Below are 18,418 nucleotides of genomic sequence, written 5' to 3'. Positions count from 1 at the left end.
CTAGCAAAAAGAAAATAAACATAATAAATTACAAAAAATACAAAGGAAATACCATAAATCCAAACTCTTACCTTTTACAATGAAGAAAGCGATACCAAAAAAGATTAGAGGAGGAAATTTTCTTGCAAAATTATACCGATAAGATTAAGGATATGACGCTTGAGGAAAAGGCGGGGCTTTGTTCTGGGCTGGACTTCTGGTATTTGAAGGGGATTGAGCGCCTAGAGATTCCGTCATTGATGGTGACTGACGGACCGCACGGATTACGTAAGCAAGCGCAGGGTGCGGATCATTTGGGGATTTACGATAGTGTGCCTGCTACTTGTTTTCCGTCTGCTGTAGGGCTTGCTAGTACGTGGGACAAGGAGCTTATTTATCAGGTTGGGGTTGCTTTAGGTGAGGAAGCGCAGGCTGAGGCTGTTGCGGTTTTACTTGGGCCTGGTGCGAATATTAAGCGGTCTCCATTATGTGGTCGTAATTTTGAATATTTTTCTGAGGACCCTTATTTATCTACTGAAATGGCTGCGAACCATATTAACGGGGTGCAGAGTCAGGGTGTGGGGACTTCATTAAAGCACTTTGCGGCAAATAATCAGGAGCATCGTCGGATGTCATCGGATTCGATCGTTGATGAACGGACGCTTCGTGAAATCTACCTGGCAAGCTTTGAAGGGGCAGTGAAAAAAGCGCAGCCTTGGACCGTGATGTGCTCGTATAACAAGGTGAACGGTGAATATGCGTCTGAAAATTATAGATTATTAACCGAAGTATTGCGCGAGGACTGGGGATTTAAAGGCTTCGTAGTATCCGATTGGGGTGCTGTAAATGAGCGGGTGGCTGGATTAAAAGCTGGCCTTGAGCTTGAGATGCCTGCTAGTAATGGATTAAATGATCAAAAAATTGTTGATGCTGTAAAAAATGGTGAGCTTGACGAGCGGACGTTAGATATCGCAGTGGAGCGTATTTTAAATATTTTGGACAAAGCAGTCACCAATAAAAAACAAAATGCAACCTATGATAAAGAGGCACATCATCGTTTTGCAAGAAAAGTTGCGGCTGAAAGCATGGTGCTTTTGAAAAACGAAGCGGGAATTTTACCATTAGAAAAAGACACAGATGTCGCTGTCCTTGGGGGATTTGCAACGAAACCTCGGATTCAGGGTGGAGGAAGCTCTCACATCAACCCAACGAAGATTGATAATGTGCTTGATGAACTTAAAGAGCTGGCGCCTGAAGCTTCTGTTAGCTTTGAGGAAGGCTATGATTTAGCGACAGATCATGTGGATGAACAATTAATTATGAAAGCACAAAAGGCTGCTAAAAATGCATCGGTAGCTGTTGTATTTGCTGGTCTTCCTGATCGATATGAGTCAGAAGGATATGATCGTGAACATCTTGCTATTCCTGAAAATCATCGTCTACTGATTGAAGCAGTAGCGGAAGTTCAGCCGAATACGGTAGTCGTCTTGAGTAATGGTGCACCAATTGAAATGCCATGGCTTGAAAATGTGAAAGCTGTTGTGGAAGGCTATCTTGGTGGTCAAGCGTTTGGTGGAGCTGTAGCAGACATCTTGTATGGCGCGACAAATCCAAGTGGACGTATTGCGGAGACTTTCCCGGTTAAATTGAGTGATAATCCATCCTTTTTAAATTTCCCAGGTGAAGGTGACAAGGTGGAGTATAAGGAAGGAATATTTGTTGGTTATCGTTATTATGACACGAAACAAGTTACGCCACTATTCCCATTTGGCTATGGGCTAAGCTATACAACCTTCAGCTATAGTGATTTACGTTTTGATAAAAAGGAAATCGATGATACCGATACACTGCAGGTTTCTGTAAAAGTGAAAAATACAGGAAACGTGGCAGGTAAAGAAGTTGTTCAGCTTTATGTAACAGATACAGAAGCGAGTGTTAATCGTCCAGCAAAAGAATTAAAGAGATTTGAAAAGGTAGCGCTTGAAGCGGGAGAAGAGAAGGAAGTAACCTTTACCTTAGATAAACGTGCCTTTGCTTATTACCACGTTGAATTAGATGATTGGTACGTAGAAACTGGTGAATTTAAAATTCTAATTGGTAAGTCTGCTGAGGAGATTGTGCTAGAGGATGCGGTAACAGTTAAAAGCACGATTACGTTACCATTTACAATCCACCGCAATACGCTTGTCGGAGATTTGTTGAAGGATCCGAAGCTTGAGCCGGTTGCAAGAGAATTGTTAGCAAAGTATAATCCATTTGCTGACATGCAGGAAACAGATGATAAGGAAGCGGATGCTCCAGAAATGTTAGATGCGATGCTTTCAAACATGCCACTTCGCGCAATGGTAAACTTCAGTATGGGGAAATTTACAGATGAAATGCTTGAGGAGTTAATGGCAGAATTAAATAGAGTATAAGTAAAAGAATGGGGAGCTACTTAACGGTAGACTCCCTATTTTTTATTGAAGAAAAGTATCAAAATATTACTCAATTTCAAATACCAGATACTATCCATCAATAGAGAGAAATAAAGTCACTATGGACGACTACTTACTATTAGATAACACCTTACAAAATATGGGAAATTATGATATGATGGTTTAAATAAGGTCACAATATAAACTATAGATCTTGTCTAGCTTTGAGTGGGATTATTAGGGGCTTCCCGCTAAATAATTTCTAGATTTTAAAAAAAGATTCTTGTGATTAATTTATTATCATATTAGACTTTTATCGGGTGCGTAATTATTCTCATTTTTATTTTCTCTCCTTACGTTTTGTAAACTTAGGAAGGATTAATTGCCCTTTTCTATTTAACTTCCTTATTAACCGATCTATTTCACTTCAATAATTTGATGTGAAATAGAAAATAAGTATGGAAGAAGAGGTGATACATAATGCTGTTGCGAAGGTTTAATTTTATTTTTGCAATTTTTGTTATTTTGTTAGTAGCATATGAGCTTATATTCGATAGTACTTCTGACGTAATATTCTACCTACTTCCGATTATGTTTTTATTGTTTGGAATAGAGTATGTGAAAGGGAAAAATAAAAGATTAGGCTATTTTTATCTATTTGCCTTTTCTCTTATTTTTTTGACAGCAATCTATAATACTATTTTATGACAGAGCAGTTTTAAAAACGAATGAGTTAATAAAAATTTTAAGTTTATTGCTTTATAACAGCTTGTAAATTATCCCTTCTTTTGTCGTATGTGCGAAGTCTATATCTGTAAGTTAGACATGGTCGAATGATTTTCCAAGTGAATAGTAGATTTTCTGTCTTGAATCCATTGATGATAGAAAGACCCAAAAAAGCTACTAACTTTTGAGACAATACTCTTTTTCTTGCTGCTCTATTAAAATAATAGGGCGAAAATTGAAGTGGTGATGAAACTTTCAATATTACTGGTTATCTTAAGACTCAGTGTGAACAGGAGCCGAAGTTGGCCATGTCCGTTTATATGTCTGTTCCTCGCATAATTTTCAGAACAATAAAGAAAGATTCTAATGATTAGTTAGAATCCCTTTAAAATGAGTTGCTATTGTATCACTATTTATTTCGATATTGCTTTGGGGTCATGTTTGTTTCTTTTTTGAAAACCTTAGTAAAGTAGCTTTGGTCATTAAATTGAAGTAATATCGCAATTTTTGTAATCGGATAATCCGAAAGCTCTAATAGTTTTTTAGCTTCTTCGATACGTTCTTTCTGAATATACGTGCTTATATTAATCCCCACCTCTTGCTTAAAAAGACTAGATAGATAGGAAGGATTGGTATTGATTACTTTTGCAATACCTTCTAATGAAAGGGGATCATATAATTGATTAAATATATATAACAGTGCCTGGTTAATAATTTTACTGTATTTTTTTTGTTTATTTATTTGAACTCTTTTAGCTAAGTCGGCCAAGGAAGAAGTGAGCATTTTTCTTACTTTACTTACGTCTGTTTGCTCTTCAATATTTTGAATCGCGATATCACTTAAGGTATAGGCCGTTTCTTGATTTAAACCACCCTCCATCGCATAACGGGTTCCAATCGTAATACCACTGATAGCAAGATTTTTTTGATCTCTTAAGTAGCTTTGTTTGGATAAAGTGCCGTACATCCCTTTAGCTGGAAGGGTGTTATGTTTTTTAATAAATTCTTTAGGATTACCTTCTTTGATACATTGAAAAATTCGACGTTCATACATTAAATCATGGTGAAGTGTCTTATTTTCTCTATTTCTTTGAAGTTGAATTTCTGGATTATCCTCTAAGTATAGATTCTTCTTTTTTTCAGATTCCATATGCATGATGTCTTCTGCTTTAATTTTCTTCTGGTTAATTAACTGAGAAGCTAATTTGGCAATGTTCACTAAATGTGACTCACTTGTGATCGAAAGATGCTCAAAATAATGGAGAAAATCTTCTTCATTGATAGAAAGATTTTGATCCATCATTAGGGTGTGAAATTGTAATGTGGTTAATTTCGATGTTAATACTGGCCCTATTACAACGGTATAAGTAATCTTTTCACCTAAAGGAATTTGTAAAAAAAGATAAGTTTCCATTAGTGGTGTCGTCTTGATTAGAGGAATAGATGAAAGATTTTTTACTTTTTCCATGTTTCTTAACCATTCATCACGATCTATATAATAACTTTTTGGGTTATGATCTTCTGGAAAACCATCCTCGATTTGATAGTTGTCATCAAGTAGAGCAAGTGGTAGCTCAAAGGTTTCATACAACAACGAGCATAGATAGATAAGTTCGTTATATGATTTTACAGACATATAAAAGCTCCTCTGTTTAATAAAGCAAAGAATTTACTATAATTCCAATAATAATACCATAGGATTATTATTTTTTCACGCATGTTTTTTTGCAGGAGCTATAGATAAGCTTTCAGTTGTCTTTCGATGAATTACTTTAGAAACAATTATTAACATCGGTAATCCGGGTCTTTACAAGTGGTTTTTACGCTATTTATTATTCGATTTAGGAGCTATCTTCAGAAGATAAAAGGATTATAACTGTAAACACGCGTCGGCTGAAAATTGCTTTCTATTAGCCAGAAAAAAATTCAGTTTCCAAAAAATCATAGAACGCTTTTGTGATCGTTTCTATTTCCAGGTTAGAAATAAGTAAGCAGCAAATATTAGTAAGCCACCGAATCCAATTACATAGGCTAAGAATACAGGGTTAAGTAAGATCGGATGATTTCTGGTTGCTTTAGGTTCTGGGTCTAGTTCACTTTTTCTGTTTTCTACCTGCTTTCCTAATCTCAGTGTAATGAATAAGCCTGAGACGATGACAACTAAACCAACTAAAACAAATGTAATAATCATATAAATCCCGCCTTTTTCGTTTATGGTTTGTTCGTTAAGGAATTTTTATTCATAAGGCTTTTTCTTGTTTTTTGATGGAGAAATCATTCTCTGTAGCTGCAGACGCATTTTTAAGCTTGTAGCTGGAGATTGTCGGATGTAAAAAATACTGGGTCTGTGAGAAAAAATAAGGTTGAAGATGTTGTTTTAATGAGGAAGCACGGCGCGGATTACGCAGTTGCCTTTTTCCAAAAAAATGAACGTGAAAAAGTTGTGGGTTATCAAATGACCCATTCTTCTTTATAATAGGTGTATCTATTTAGTAGAAAGATGAGGAAGGTGAGCTAGTGAAAACAGTCATCCAGAAGTGGGGAAACAGCCAGGCGATTAGGCTTCCAAAGCCAATTTTAGAGTTGGTGAAGTTGAAAGAGAGTGATCCGGTGGAACTGAAGGTATACGATGGAAAGATTTTGATTGTTCCAGAAAAGGGGCATCGTTCGTTAAAGGATCGGATTGCGTCGTTTGACGGGGAGTTAGATGCGCAGGAATGGGATACGAAATCGACAAAGGATAATGAGGTGTTATAGAGATGTATAGTCCGAAGCAGGGGGACATTGTTTTACTTGAATTTGAACCGACGGCGTGGCATGAAAAGAAGGAGACACATCTTGTAGTTGTTGTGAGTAATCAGACGTTTAATGCGTATACGAAGCTTGCGATGGTGTGTCCGATTAAAGAGGAAGCTAAGGATTCGCCATTACATATTTCATTACCTGAAGAGTCTGAGGTGAGTGGCACGATTTTATGTGAGCAATTGAAGAGTTTAAATATTGTGGATCGAAACCCAAAATGGATGGGGAAGGTTTCTGCCTCTGTGCTTGCTGAGGTTGTTGATATTGCAATTGGATCTGTTGAAATAGAGGAGTCTTTATAGAGTTTTTATCGTTACTGGGTGAGTGCTGACACGGAAGTTTAAAGATTATGTAAAACTGTGAGCATTCTAACAGTCTTGTCTACTTCTTGCTTGTATAATGGAGGATGAACGCAAATCTTTCTTTGAGTGAGGTGTAGATATGAATTTATCTGTAACGAAAGAAGCGGCAAAGTGGTATAAAGACGATTTGGAATTAAACGATGGGGATTATCTCCAATTTTTTGTGAAATTATATGGTGGGATTCCGACAATGCATCCGAATTATTTTTTGGGTGTAGAAAAAGGAATCGATGGTGAGATATATGTGAAAGACGTGGTGGAAGGCATTACTTTCTATTTCAATGAGCAGGATGAGTGGTTGATTGAAGAGTATGATATGACGGTAGATGTGGAGAGTGATGGGCAAGAAATTAAATTTGATTTTCAATAATTTGTGCAAGTTTTGAAAGGATCGTTTTGATGTTTATTGGGAAGCTTTACTGTTCTGTTTGTGAAAAGAAAATTGAATTTCGTGAGGACTATTATTTTAAAGGGAATTTACAGGATAGCTTAGGGAATACCAATTTAAAAAGCTACTTCAAAACAAATGGACAAGTACTTTGCACCACCTGTATCCAAAAAGAAACAGACAAGGAATAGACATTTCTATTCGCTTGTCTGTTTTTTTAATGGGTTTAATTGTGAGAGTAGCGATTATTCGACAGGTGACAGGCACCACTAAAACCACTAAAAAGGCTTGGTAATCATTAAAAAGATAATAATGATGAACAGGGTATTTTCTATGTATTCTGTGATGAGTAGTTTATGTAAGAGTTTTTTGTAGTTGGGTGTTAGTGTTTGATGTGTATTTGTTTGAATGAGTGCTTTAATTTGTGTGCTGTATTTTTTTAAGTAGGTTGGTCCAAGTGCTAGTGCTAAAAGATAGAGTAATAGACTAAGCTGATACCAGCCTTGCTGGAAAAGGTATGGACGGATAAAGCCCATAAGTAAACCAGTTAATAAAAGTAGTAGGCCGCCGATCATCACGTACATATGAAGTGTTTTTTTAAGACGAAAAGCATGTCTCACTTCGTCCATTGTTTGGGCGGATTTTGTGACAGTAGTCAATATGAAGCCTGGCCCCATCCCTAGAATTGCGGAAAAAATATGAATAATTACTAATGTAGTATAGAAGGAATGCATGATAATCACCTATCATTTTTTCTATTATTATAGTAGAGAATAAAAAGAAATGCTGTGCGTCTCAGCACAGCATTTCTTTTCAGTTTAGATTTTACGTAAAAAAGTCAAATCCTAAAGCGGTTAGAATTCCAATAGCAAGTGACCAGCCACCGACACTGATGACAGACCAAAGGATTGTGGCACTTCTTGTAGCTCCTAGGGTCATACCTATAAATGCAGCGATATGGGAACCAATAAAAATTGGGCCAAGCATAATCATGCCAGGTAATCCATATTTATTCCACATCACTCTTGCACGTTGCTGCCTCTTTGAGTTCTTGTCACCATCTTTCCCACTCCACCATTCTTTTACCTTCTCAAATCCAATGATAAGTGCGAGTAAAGTAAGCATATTCCCAAGGAAACCGACTAAAATTACGATGGCAGGATTTAAGCCTGTAATGATCCCAAAAGGAATAACTAATGCAATTTCAAGCCACGGGATGGCCCCACCGAGAAATACCAATAAATAATCAATCATGATTTATGAATTCCTTTCTTAACATGCATAAAAATAGCTAACAAAATCAATTCTATCACGTTGCCGTAGTTGCGTAAATTTTTTAATTGGAAGGTTTGTTTGTTGTGGTGCCTGTCACCTGTCGGATTGACATAAATAAAATACTTAATGACAAATATATATTGCATTATGTAATATCGTATATTATAATTTAGGAAAGAGAATCGAAAGGAGATGGAGTCATGCGTTTTTGGAAAAAGAAGAACGTGGAGGATGAGCGATTTGAGGCTGAACAAAACAAAATTTATAAAGAGGTATACTTTATCACGAGCATGTTGATATTTCTTTCATTAATTTGGAAGACTTTCACGACGGGACTGGATCTGTCGAATATCTATGTCGAGTTAATTTTATTATTTGTTCCTGGAATCTATTATAGTATCCGTTATATTTATTTAGGATTATTTTCAGATGTTGTGGAAATGCATAATCGGAATAGTAAGTACAGCTATTTAAGTAAAAATTTATTTTACGGTATCCTTTCTGGGATTATTTTAGCATTAATTTTTGGTGTGAATAGTGCAGTAAATTATGCGGATTCAACTGGTGAAGCTTATTATTTCTTCTTTCTTGTATTTTTTGTCTCACTTTTAATGTACGTTCCGTTTTTTGCTGTATTTAGTCTGGTTACCTATCAATCAGCTAAGAAGAAGAGTGATCAAATTGCTAACAAACGTATGGAAGATATGGGTGATTAGATGGCTAAAAATTTAAAAATAAAAATGGCAAGAGCAGAATTTGATATGTCCCAGGCAGACTTAGCTGAAAAGGTAGGGGTCACCAGACAAACGATTGGTTTGATTGAGTTAGGTAAATATAATCCTACACTTAAGCTATGTCTAGCAATTTGTAAAACGCTAAATAAAACGTTAGATGAATTGTTTTGGGAAGAGGAATAAGCTTTTTTTCAACAGCTATAGAAAGAATACTTTTCGGTTTATTTTAAAAAGATGAATACAAATACCACGATTGATAAAAGTTTTATCTGTTGATTTAATACTATTATAGAAGTCGCTAAATGAAATCCATCTTAAATACACTAAGGTGGATTTTTCTAATGGAAGTAAGTAGAAGAGGAGCAATTAAATTTTTCAAGTGCCTAATTTTTTAAATTGATTAATTGAATTCTTACCTCGTAAGTATCTTGGTTTAGATATTTCAATATAAGGAATTAAATAACTAAGGCTTAAAAATAGAGAGAGGATGATGATCTTTGGTACAGTCCTTTGATTTAATCGTGGTAGGCACTGGTTCTGCTGGTTCTACAGCAGCAAATAAGTGTAAAAAAGCGGGTTGGAGTGTCGCTATTATAGATTCTAGACCGTTCGGTGGCACATGTGCGCTTAGAGGATGTGATCCTAAAAAAGTATTAGTGGGAGCTGCAAACATTGTAGAAGATACAGAGAGAATGATAGGAAAGGGAATTAATCAAGCGTCCTCCATTCAATGGCATGAATTAATGTCATTTAAAAAAGAGTTTACCTCATGGGTTCCAGAAAAAAGTGATGAAGCTTTTCAAGATGCTGGAATGAAAACTTTCCACGGGAAGGCATCCTTTGTAAGTGAAAATGAGATCCAAGTAGAAAACGATATACTTAGAGGAGAAAAGATCTTATTAGCAAATGGTGCTACTCCGACGCCGTTACCTATTGATGGAACAGAACATTTAACTTATAGTGATGAATTTCTGGATTTAGAGGATCTTCCTGAAAAGATAGTCTTTATTGGTGGCGGATATATTTCATTTGAATTTGCGCATATTGCAGCAAGAGCAGGCGCTAAAGTAGATATTATTCACCGCGGAGAAAAACCACTCAAAAATTTCGACTCGGAACAAGTGGGATTGTTAGTAGATAAATCGAAAGAAATTGGAATAAATGTCCACTTAAACACAGTGGTAAAATCTATTAAACAAAGAGAAGAATCCTATATAGTAGAAGGAATAACAAATGGAGAGAATAAACAGTTTGACGCTGATATAGTTGTGCATGGTGCTGGTCGGATACCTGCTATTGATGACTTAGATTTGGAAAAGGGAAATGTGAAACGCGAAGAAAAAGGGATTACAGTTAACGAATATCTGCAAAGTGTTAGTAATCCGATAGTGTATTCAGCGGGAGATGCAGTAGCAACAGCAGGCCCACCATTAACGCCTATAGCCGGAGTGGAATCTTCTATGGTTGCCTCCAATTTGCTAAAAGGTAATCATAATAAGCCGAATTATAAGGGTGTACCGACTGTAGTCTTTACGCTCCCTAAGTTAGCTTCTGTAGGATTATCAGAAGATGCTGCAAAGGAAAAAGGTTTTCAAATTAATGTGAAAAGTATTGATTTATCATCATGGTTTACGTATAAACGTACCAATCAAAAATACGCAAGAAGTAAGGTCATTCTCGACAAAGACAGTAATAAAATCTTAGGCGCTCACCTTATTAGTGAAGAAGCAGATGAATTAATAAATCATTTCGCAACAGCAATACAATTAGAACTAACCGCTAAAGAACTAAAGAAAATTATTCTAGCATATCCAACCGCAGCCTCACATTTAGGATCAATGATGGAGTAGGTTGGTCGTGGTGCCTGTCACCTGTCGAAAATTCATTTAAAAAGTCGTTTGCCATTTGTTTGGCAAACGACTTTTTCTTGTGTTTAGTGTCTTTCGAATTGGATGTCATGCAGATTTCGGAAGATGCCGTTTTTGGCTAGTAGTTCTTCGTAGGTTCCTTCTTCTACTATGCCGTCGTTAGTAACGACAACCACACGATCGGCATCACGGATAGTTGCTAATCTGTGTGCGATTACTAGTGTTGTGCGGTTTTCTGCAAGGTCATGCAACGATTTTTGAATGATTTTTTCCGTTTCTGTATCAAGAGCGGATGTTGCCTCATCCAAAATTAAGATCGGTGGATTTTTTAGAAAGGTTCGCGCTATTGCTAGGCGTTGCTTCTGACCACCAGACAATTTAAGGCCGCGTTCCCCAATTTGTGTATGATACCCGTTAGGTAAGCTATCGATCACATCGTCTAGGTGTGCTTTTCTAGCAGCTTCTCTAATTTCAGCATCTGAAGCATCATTTTTCCCATAAGCAATATTTTCTCTAATAGAGCCGGTAAATAAAAATACGTCCTGTTGCACGATACCGATTTGAGAACGCAGAGATTCTTTTGTCATGTCCCGAATATCGATGTCATCGATCGTGATTGCTCCTCCTGTCACATCGTAAAAGCGAGGGATCAAGGAACAGATTGTAGTTTTCCCTGCCCCTGAAGGACCGACAAAAGCGACTGTTTCACCAGGATTTACTACTAAATTAATGTTTTCTAATACTTCTTTATTTTTATCATAGGAAAAATCAACGTTTTGAAATTGGATATTTCCATGAAGTTTATTAACGGTTATTGCGTTAGGTCGGTTGACGATATCTGGTGCTTGTGCGATCAGCTCGCGGAAGCGTCTAAATCCGGCCATACCTTTTGGATATAACTCAAGTAATGCACTAATTTTATCAATTGGCTTGATTAGTACATTGGTGTAAAGGATAAATGCGACTAATTCTCCGTACTGTAGCTCATCGTTAAATGTCAGCCATGCACCAACTACCAGCACAAGTAGTGTAAGTAATCGGGTCATCATATAAATACTGGAGTGTGTAAAGGACATGACGCGATATGCTCCTATTTTTGCTAATCGGAAGAGTCCGTTATCTTTTTTGAAGCGATTAATTTCAAATTTTTCATTGGTGAAAGATTGAACTACACGTACTCCAGATACAGCATCCTCCACACGTGCGTTCACGTCAGCAATTTTACTGTACATGTTATGCCACGCTTTATTCATAGCGATGTTACAGTAGGTTACTAGGATAATTAATAATGGCACCATTACAAGTGCAATCAGAGCAAGGGTTGGATTGATGACAAACATAATCCAGAATGCACCGAAAAAGGTCATCACAGAAATAAATGCATCCTCTGGTCCGTGATGGGCAAGTTCGCCGATATCAAAAAGGTCATTCGTAATACGACTCATGATGTGGCCGGTCTTCGTATTATCGAAGAAACGAAAGGATTGTTTTTGCACGTGAACAAATAATTCTTGGCGCATATCTGTTTCGATGTTGATCCCAAGCTTGTGCCCGAGATAACTAACAATATATTGTAAAAAGGTGCTCAGAATATACACAGCTAGTAGTAAAATGGAAACTGTAACGATCAGGTCCCAATTTTGTTTGGGTAATAAACTGTCAATGAACCACTGTACTGCAAGTGGAAATGCTAATTCTAGAATAGCTACGAAAATGGCACTGCTAAAATCTATGATGAATAGTCGTTTGTGTGGCTTATAGTATGAAAAAAATGTTTTTAACATGGTACTTCTCCCTTAATAGTTGTCGATTTTAGTAATTATAGCAGATTTTTTATAATATGGAAGAGAGTGCGTGATTTAATTCCGCCGTACGTCGCTGTTATTCCGCCGGCCTCAGTAATAATTCCGCCGGCCTGGAGACGAATTCCGCCATTAACACAATCAGTTGCAGATAATAGATGCTTTCATGTAAAGTTATGAAGAAGAGATATAAAGAGGTGAGGGACATTGACTACTATCAATGATATTGCAAGATTAGCAAATGTATCGAGATCAACAGTGTCACGCTGTTTAAATAATAATGGATATGTAAGTGAGGAAGCGAAGGAACGGATTGATAAGGTGATTAAAGAAACAGGCTATATGCCGAGCCAGTCCGCCCAAACATTAAGAACGAAAAAATCTGGTGTAGTTGGTGTGATTTTACCGAAGATTAGTACTGAGACAGCGAGTCGCGTTGTAAGCGGGATTAATGCGGTGTTGCAGAACAATGGCTTTCAGCTACTATTAACAGATACTTCGCTTGACCCGGCTAAAGAAATTGAATTTATTAGACTCCTACAGGCAAAGCATGTGGACGGGATTATTTTGCTTGCAACCAATACGGAAAAAGAACTGCTTCAAGCGATAGAAGCGTCCAAGGTTCCGATTGTTGCCTTAGGACAAGAAATTCCGAATATTGCCTCTGTAACCTATTCAGATTACGCGGCGACACAGGACATGCTCGCGTATTTTTTAGAAAAAGGACATAAGCACATTGGTTATATCGGAGTGTATGAAGAGGATCCAGCTGTTGGTGTAATAAGAAAGCAAGCATTTATGGATAAAATGAAACAGCTTGATTTGGTTTTAAAGGATAACTGGGTGGAGCAGGGAGACTTTAGTATTGAATCTGGATATGAAGCAATGAAACGAATGGTCGAGTCAGATAAAAGTAATTTACCTACTGCTGTGTTTGTGGCGACAGATAATATGGCGATTGGTACGATGCAGTATTTGAAGGAAGCGAGTTACAGGATACCTGCTGATATCGCTGTCGGTTCGATTGGTGCTTCGACGTTATCTGCTTTTGTAGAACCTACACTTACCACTGTGGATTTCTTGAATGAAGAAGCGGGTGAAAGGGTTGCTACGCTTATGCTTCAAGCATTTAACGGTAAAAAAAATACAGAGAAATTGAGACATAGCTATAGACTTATAAAAAGAGATAGTGTATAGTATAGACAAATGATGTGGGATCGATTCCACATCGCGTCTTTCATTCTAACTTTTTCTTGCTATTATCATAGTACAAGGAAAAATCGATCTGCGTTTTTGTATGAGAATCGAATCCAGTTGTCAAAATGAAAGCGCATTTATTAAGTTGGTTCATCCAAGTAAGAAAGGCAGTAAATTTTCTTGTTCCATGCTAAGGAAGTTTAATTTTTTTACGCAGATGTCTAATTGACTTAGGGGAAATTTAACGTACCAAGTATAAGAAGAACGTAGGCTTTCGCTATAAAGACTAGGCGATAAGCTAAATTTTTCTAAAATGTGGTATCGATTCCACAAAAGAACCATAGGACTAATCATTTATTTTTTTCAAAGGGGAATAACTACTAAAAGTGCTCCCCTAACTATAAGGAGGGAATAACAATGGCAACGAATGAAGAGATTGCAAAACAGGTTGTGGAAGCTATCGGAGGCGAAGAAAATATTCAATCAATCGCCCATTGTGCGACAAGACTTCGAGTGATGGTACATGACCATGAAAAAGTCGACGTTGAAGCGGTTGAAGAAATTGAAAAGGTAAAAGGTGCATTTTATAACTCTGGTCAATATCAAATTATTTTTGGTACAGGAACGGTAAATCGAATCTATGAAGCAGTGACGAATCAGGGAGTTTCTGGCACCACGAAATCTGATATGAAGGAAGAATCTAAAAAGCAGGGAACAACTTTCCAACGCGCCATTCGCACATTTGGTGATGTCTTTGTTCCAATTATTCCAGTGCTTGTTGCAACTGGTCTATTTATGGGGCTTCGCGGTCTCATTACGCAAGAGCAAGTTTTAGCATTATTCGGTTTAACGCCTGACAGTATTTCTGATAATTTCTTACTTTTTACTGAAGTGTTAACGGATACTGCCTTTGTTTTCTTACCAGCACTTGTTGCATGGTCCACATTCCGTGTATTTGGTGGTACTCCAGTTATCGGTCTTGTGCTTGGGTTAATGCTCGTTTCTCCCGCACTGCCTAATGCTTGGGATGTTGCAGGTGGTGGAGCAGAACCGCTTTATTTCTTAGGATTTATTCCGGTCATCGGTTATCAAGGATCGGTATTACCAGCCTTTTTCGCAGGTATGGTTGGTGCGAAAGTAGAGAAGTATTTTAGAAAACGGGTTCCGGAAGCACTTGATTTAATTGTTACCCCGTTTTTAGTCTTATTGATTATGATCACACTTTCTCTATTTGCATTAGGACCAGTATTACACTTAGTGGAAAACTGGATCTTTGAAGGAACGAAAGCACTACTTGAATTGCCGTTAGGACTAAGTGGTTTAATTATTGGTTTCTTCCATCAAATCATTGTTATAACTGGGGTCCATCATATCTTTAATTTCTTAGAGATTCAGTTACTTGAAAACTTAAATTACAACCCGTTTAATCCGATTATTACCGCTTCTATTGCCGCTCAAGGTGGAGCCGCTTTAGCAGTAGGTGTTAAATCTAAATCGAAAAAAATGAAAGCACTGGCTTATCCGTCTTCCCTATCTGCATTTTTAGGAATTACAGAGCCAGCCATTTTCGGGGTAAACCTTCGTCACGGAAAGCCTTTCATCATGGGTCTTATCGGTGGTGGGGTTGCCGGTTTCCTTGCAGCCTTATTTAACCTACAGGCAACAGGGATGGCGATTACCGTTATTCCAGGAACCTTGCTCTATTTAAATGAACAACTATTCATCTATTTAATCGTTAATATTGTTGCGATTGCGGTCGCCTTTACTTTAACCTATCTATTTGGTTATAAAGAAACGACAGAAAAATAATTCAAGATTGCCTTCGTTATCCTATCTGATAGCGAGGGCTTTCGCTACTTTCATTATAAAGGGGCATTTTAATCTATGAATGAAGATCAACAACTTCGTAATCAGGCAGAGCTTGAGGTAAAAGCGAATCAAAAAAATATAATAGAAGATGCTTACTATCCTAGCTATCACGTTGCACCGCCTGTTGGCTTAATTAATGATCCCAACGGGCTGATTCAGTGGAATGGAACCTATCATCTATTTTATCAATGGATGCCTTTTAAAACAGGACATGGCTCCAAGTTTTGGGGACACCTATCTTCTGCTAATTTAGTAGACTGGACAAGGCACGCAGCTGCCCTCACTCCAAGTGATTGGTTTGATAAGGATGGTGTATACTCTGGTAGTGCAATCGAAAAGGACGATCAGCTTTATCTTTTTTACACAGGTAATGTGAAAACAGACGATATACGTGACGCATATCAGTGTCTAGCTACTTCAACAGATGGCATCCATTTTGAAAAAGAAGGTGTGCAAATATCCGTACCTGAAGGCTTCACTGCGCATTTCCGTGATCCAAAGGTATGGAAAAAAGATGATAAATATTACATGGTAATTGGCGCCCAAACCATAGAGGAAAAGGGTACCGTTGTCGGGTTCGAGTCGTTTGATTTAAAACGCTGGGAGTTTAATGGGGTTTTAGCGGACGGTTTTGGTTATATGTGGGAATGCCCAGATTTCTTCACATTAGATGGTGTGGATATCTTGTTATTTTCACCGCAAGGCCTAGAGTCGCATGGCATCGACTACCAAAATGTGCATCAATCCGGATATATTACAGGCAAATTAGATTATCAGAATTGGCACTTTGATCATGGTGATTTCACTGAACTCGACCGTGGGTTTGAGTTTTACGCACCGCAAACTACAGAAGACGCATATGGCAGGCGAATTTTGATCGGTTGGATGGGAGTTCCAGATCAAGACGAAGAGCTTCACCCGACGCATGAAAATAAATGGATCCACCAATTAACCTTACCCAGGGAATTGCATGTTCGTTCCGGTCACATTTTTCAAAAACCAGTGGAAGAATTGAAGGATTTACGGGAAAAGACGCTGTATGATGGGGATGTAACGGAGTTGTTGGAGCTTGATATCTCGCGTTCTGCTGAGGTGAATATTCACGAAATTGACGATGAAAAGTTACACATCGATCTGTTTGATTATGCTACAATAGACTTTAATAAAAGCGATCGAACGATTACGTTAACCAGGCCGAGGCTAGATGGGAATGGGCTTGAGAAACGAGTGGGTAAGCTTAGAGAACCGTTAAACTCGATTCAAGCTTATATTGACCATTCTTCCTTAGAGATATTTGTGAATGATGGGGAGTTAGTATTTTCATCGCGGATGTTTGCTGCGGTTGAGGATAAAGGATTAACTGTAAAAACAAATGCTCGTGTAAAGGTATATGCGCTACGTTCGATGATAGGGAGGTAATGTTGGTGAAGCTTGGAGCGATTGAGGCAGGAGGCACGAAGTTTGTGCTTGGTGTAGGAAATGAACAGGGTGAAATTTTAGAAAAGATCGTAATTCCAACCGAGCACCCGGATATTACGGTGCCAAAGGTGCTGGAGTTTTTTGAAGGTAAAGGGATTGAACGCTTAGGACTAGGCGGATTTGGTCCAATTGATATTAATGCTACGAGTCCAGAATACGGGAAGCTTCAGAAGACGCCGAAAACGGACTGGGTGGATTATCCACTTGGAGCAAAATTAAAAGAAGGACTTGGTGTTCCGGTTATCATTGATACGGATGTGAACGTTGCTGCAATGAGTGAAGCAAAATGGGGCAATGCGACCGATGTGAATACCTGTTTGTATATAACTGTTGGAACGGGAATTGGCGCAGGGGCCTATTTCCACGGACAAACGTTAAAGGGGTTATCGCATCCGGAAATGGGCCATATTCCTGTAAAGCGCCATCCAGATGATGATTATGAGGGCACATGCCCTTATCACAAGGATTGCTTAGAAGGGATTGCTGCAGGTCCATCGCTTATGAATCGTTGGGGCAAAAAGGGACAAGAGCTTGCGGATGATCCTAAGGTATGGGAGATGGAAGCATTCTATTTAGCACAAGCATTGACGACCTATATTTATATTCTGTCACCAGAGCGGATTGTGATGGGTGGAGGCGTGATGAAACAAGCGCAGCTTTTCCCATTGATTCGAAAAAATGTGCTAGAGATGCTTAATGGTTATGTTAGCTCGCCATTTTTAACAGAAAAAGAGATTGATCAATACATCGTGCCACCAGGACTTACCGATGAAGCGGGAGTAAAGGGTGCTTTATATTTAGCAATGCAACAATAAGGGATAGCTTGACTTCGGTCAGGCTATTTTTTTATGCGCAAAATTTCCGAGGGTAGGTTGGATTACACATCTCATCTGTATAGAATTCTATCTACCCTCGCTTATTTTTAAAATAGCGCCAGCAATTGTTTCAAAATAATTCTTGGAATGCGGTACAAAATCCTGCAGTGAAATGGTTTGGCTATACTCTACTCTCTTTCCACTTTCATCTAGGTCATAGCCGTCGACCCTGATGCTATCTTTCTTTTGAGTGCAAAGCTCATAGAAATCCTGGATATCCGCTTTTACCATCCCAGCTACCTCTTCATGTTGAAGGGTAAATTTATCCTCTTTTTTCAATACATATAGAAATACATTCGCAAATTCATGATCAATGATTTCCTTCGTAATAATGGAATCATCGATCACACCGAGTGATACTAATTCCTCGTTCGTAACTTTGATGCCTAGTTCCTCTTCTATTTCTCTTACCCCGTCTGCAATTGTTTCTATACTAGTTAAGTGACCAGCTGCCGTGATATCAAAAAGGTTAGGAAAATCTTTTTTTGTTGCACTTCGTTTTTGAAAATAGATCGACTGAAAGGAATCGATCATCCAGCATTGAAAGGTCTCATGCCAATATCCATGCTTGTGTACCTCGTCTCTATCTGCAACACCAATTTCATTTCCTGTCTCGTCAAAAATTTTGAGTTGTTCACTCATCGA

At 38.0% G+C, this 18,418-nt stretch carries 17 protein-coding genes; 11 read left to right on the top strand and 6 right to left on the bottom strand.

The window, feature by feature from the left end:
* Positions 1–152: 152 nt before the first annotated feature.
* On the top strand, positions 153–2,396 hold the full coding sequence (locus tag DFR57_RS04970; RefSeq protein ID WP_114352125.1) for a glycoside hydrolase family 3 C-terminal domain-containing protein: 2,244 nt from the start codon (positions 153–155) through the stop codon (positions 2,394–2,396).
* A 1,135-nt stretch (positions 2,397–3,531) separates the two neighbouring features.
* Here DFR57_RS04970 and DFR57_RS04960 read toward each other — a convergent pair.
* On the bottom strand, positions 3,532–4,758 hold the full coding sequence (locus tag DFR57_RS04960) for a helix-turn-helix domain-containing protein (protein ID WP_114352049.1): 1,227 nt from the start codon (positions 4,756–4,758) through the stop codon (positions 3,532–3,534).
* 330 nt (positions 4,759–5,088) lie between these two features.
* Positions 5,089–5,313: a hypothetical protein gene (locus tag DFR57_RS04955; RefSeq protein ID WP_114352048.1), complete on the bottom strand. Its 225-nt coding sequence runs from the start codon at positions 5,311–5,313 to the stop codon at positions 5,089–5,091.
* A 326-nt stretch (positions 5,314–5,639) separates the two neighbouring features.
* On the opposite strand from DFR57_RS04955, the gene DFR57_RS04950 reads away from it, so the two are divergent.
* From DFR57_RS04950 to DFR57_RS04940, 3 genes are all read left to right on the top strand, one after another.
* Positions 5,640–5,879, top strand: a complete 240-nt coding sequence (locus DFR57_RS04950) for an AbrB/MazE/SpoVT family DNA-binding domain-containing protein (protein WP_114352047.1) — start codon at positions 5,640–5,642, stop codon at positions 5,877–5,879.
* Between the two features lie 2 nt (positions 5,880–5,881).
* Complete coding sequence (locus tag DFR57_RS04945) at positions 5,882–6,226, top strand: type II toxin-antitoxin system PemK/MazF family toxin (RefSeq protein ID WP_114352046.1); 345 nt, start codon at positions 5,882–5,884, stop codon at positions 6,224–6,226.
* A 139-nt stretch (positions 6,227–6,365) separates the two neighbouring features.
* Complete coding sequence (locus DFR57_RS04940) at positions 6,366–6,656, top strand: HesB/YadR/YfhF family protein (protein ID WP_114352045.1); 291 nt, start codon at positions 6,366–6,368, stop codon at positions 6,654–6,656.
* Positions 6,657–6,952: 296 nt separating this feature from the next.
* Here DFR57_RS04940 and DFR57_RS04930 read toward each other — a convergent pair whose 3' ends face one another.
* Together DFR57_RS04930 and DFR57_RS04925 are read right to left on the bottom strand one after the other, a co-directional pair.
* On the bottom strand, positions 6,953–7,408 hold the full coding sequence (locus DFR57_RS04930; protein WP_114352043.1) for a DUF2269 family protein: 456 nt from the start codon (positions 7,406–7,408) through the stop codon (positions 6,953–6,955).
* Between the two features lie 91 nt (positions 7,409–7,499).
* Positions 7,500–7,928 (bottom strand): small multi-drug export protein, encoded by a 429-nt coding sequence (locus DFR57_RS04925; RefSeq protein ID WP_114352042.1) that lies wholly within the window; start codon positions 7,926–7,928, stop codon positions 7,500–7,502.
* Between the two features lie 221 nt (positions 7,929–8,149).
* Between DFR57_RS04925 and DFR57_RS04920 the strand changes: the two genes are divergently transcribed.
* The 3 genes from DFR57_RS04920 to DFR57_RS04910 all read left to right on the top strand — a co-directional run bounded on the left by DFR57_RS04920 (position 8,150) and on the right by DFR57_RS04910 (position 10,533).
* Positions 8,150–8,665 carry a DUF6773 family protein gene (locus DFR57_RS04920; RefSeq protein WP_114352041.1) on the top strand — a complete coding sequence of 172 codons (516 nt, stop codon included), beginning with the start codon at positions 8,150–8,152 and terminating at the stop codon, positions 8,663–8,665.
* Positions 8,666–8,866 (top strand): helix-turn-helix transcriptional regulator, encoded by a 201-nt coding sequence (locus DFR57_RS04915; RefSeq protein ID WP_114352040.1) that lies wholly within the window; start codon positions 8,666–8,668, stop codon positions 8,864–8,866.
* Between the two features lie 314 nt (positions 8,867–9,180).
* Positions 9,181–10,533 carry a dihydrolipoyl dehydrogenase family protein gene (locus tag DFR57_RS04910; RefSeq protein WP_114352039.1) on the top strand — a complete coding sequence of 451 codons (1,353 nt, stop codon included), beginning with the start codon at positions 9,181–9,183 and terminating at the stop codon, positions 10,531–10,533.
* A gap of 83 nt (positions 10,534–10,616) precedes the next feature.
* Here DFR57_RS04910 and DFR57_RS04905 read toward each other — a convergent pair whose 3' ends face one another.
* Entirely contained in the window at positions 10,617–12,335 is a 1,719-nt protein-coding gene (locus tag DFR57_RS04905; protein WP_114352038.1) for an ABC transporter ATP-binding protein, read from the bottom strand.
* A 225-nt stretch (positions 12,336–12,560) separates the two neighbouring features.
* On the opposite strand from DFR57_RS04905, the gene DFR57_RS04900 reads away from it, so the two are divergent.
* The 4 genes from DFR57_RS04900 (at position 12,561) to DFR57_RS04885 (ending at position 17,713) form a co-directional block, all read left to right on the top strand.
* A complete protein-coding gene (locus DFR57_RS04900) occupies positions 12,561–13,550 on the top strand; it encodes a LacI family DNA-binding transcriptional regulator (RefSeq protein WP_114352037.1) in 990 nt (329 codons plus the stop codon).
* A 417-nt stretch (positions 13,551–13,967) separates the two neighbouring features.
* Complete coding sequence (locus DFR57_RS04895) at positions 13,968–15,359, top strand: sucrose-specific PTS transporter subunit IIBC (RefSeq protein WP_114352036.1); 1,392 nt, start codon at positions 13,968–13,970, stop codon at positions 15,357–15,359.
* Between the two features lie 75 nt (positions 15,360–15,434).
* Positions 15,435–16,838, top strand: coding sequence for a sucrose-6-phosphate hydrolase (locus DFR57_RS04890; protein WP_114352035.1), 1,404 nt, complete (start codon positions 15,435–15,437; stop codon positions 16,836–16,838).
* A 5-nt stretch (positions 16,839–16,843) separates the two neighbouring features.
* Entirely contained in the window at positions 16,844–17,713 is an 870-nt protein-coding gene (locus tag DFR57_RS04885; protein ID WP_114352034.1) for an ROK family protein, read from the top strand.
* Positions 17,714–17,800: 87 nt separating this feature from the next.
* Here DFR57_RS04885 and DFR57_RS04880 read toward each other — a convergent pair whose 3' ends face one another.
* Positions 17,801–18,415, bottom strand: coding sequence for an NUDIX hydrolase (locus DFR57_RS04880; RefSeq protein ID WP_114352033.1), 615 nt, complete (start codon positions 18,413–18,415; stop codon positions 17,801–17,803).
* Positions 18,416–18,418: the final 3 nt, after the last annotated feature.

It is taken from the genome of Saliterribacillus persicus, from assembly GCF_003337485.1.
Classification (GTDB): Bacteria; Bacillota; Bacilli; order Bacillales; family Amphibacillaceae; genus Saliterribacillus; species Saliterribacillus persicus.
The sequence above is the reverse complement of the archived record's forward strand: the minus strand, read 5'-3'. Positions and strand labels throughout refer to the sequence as shown.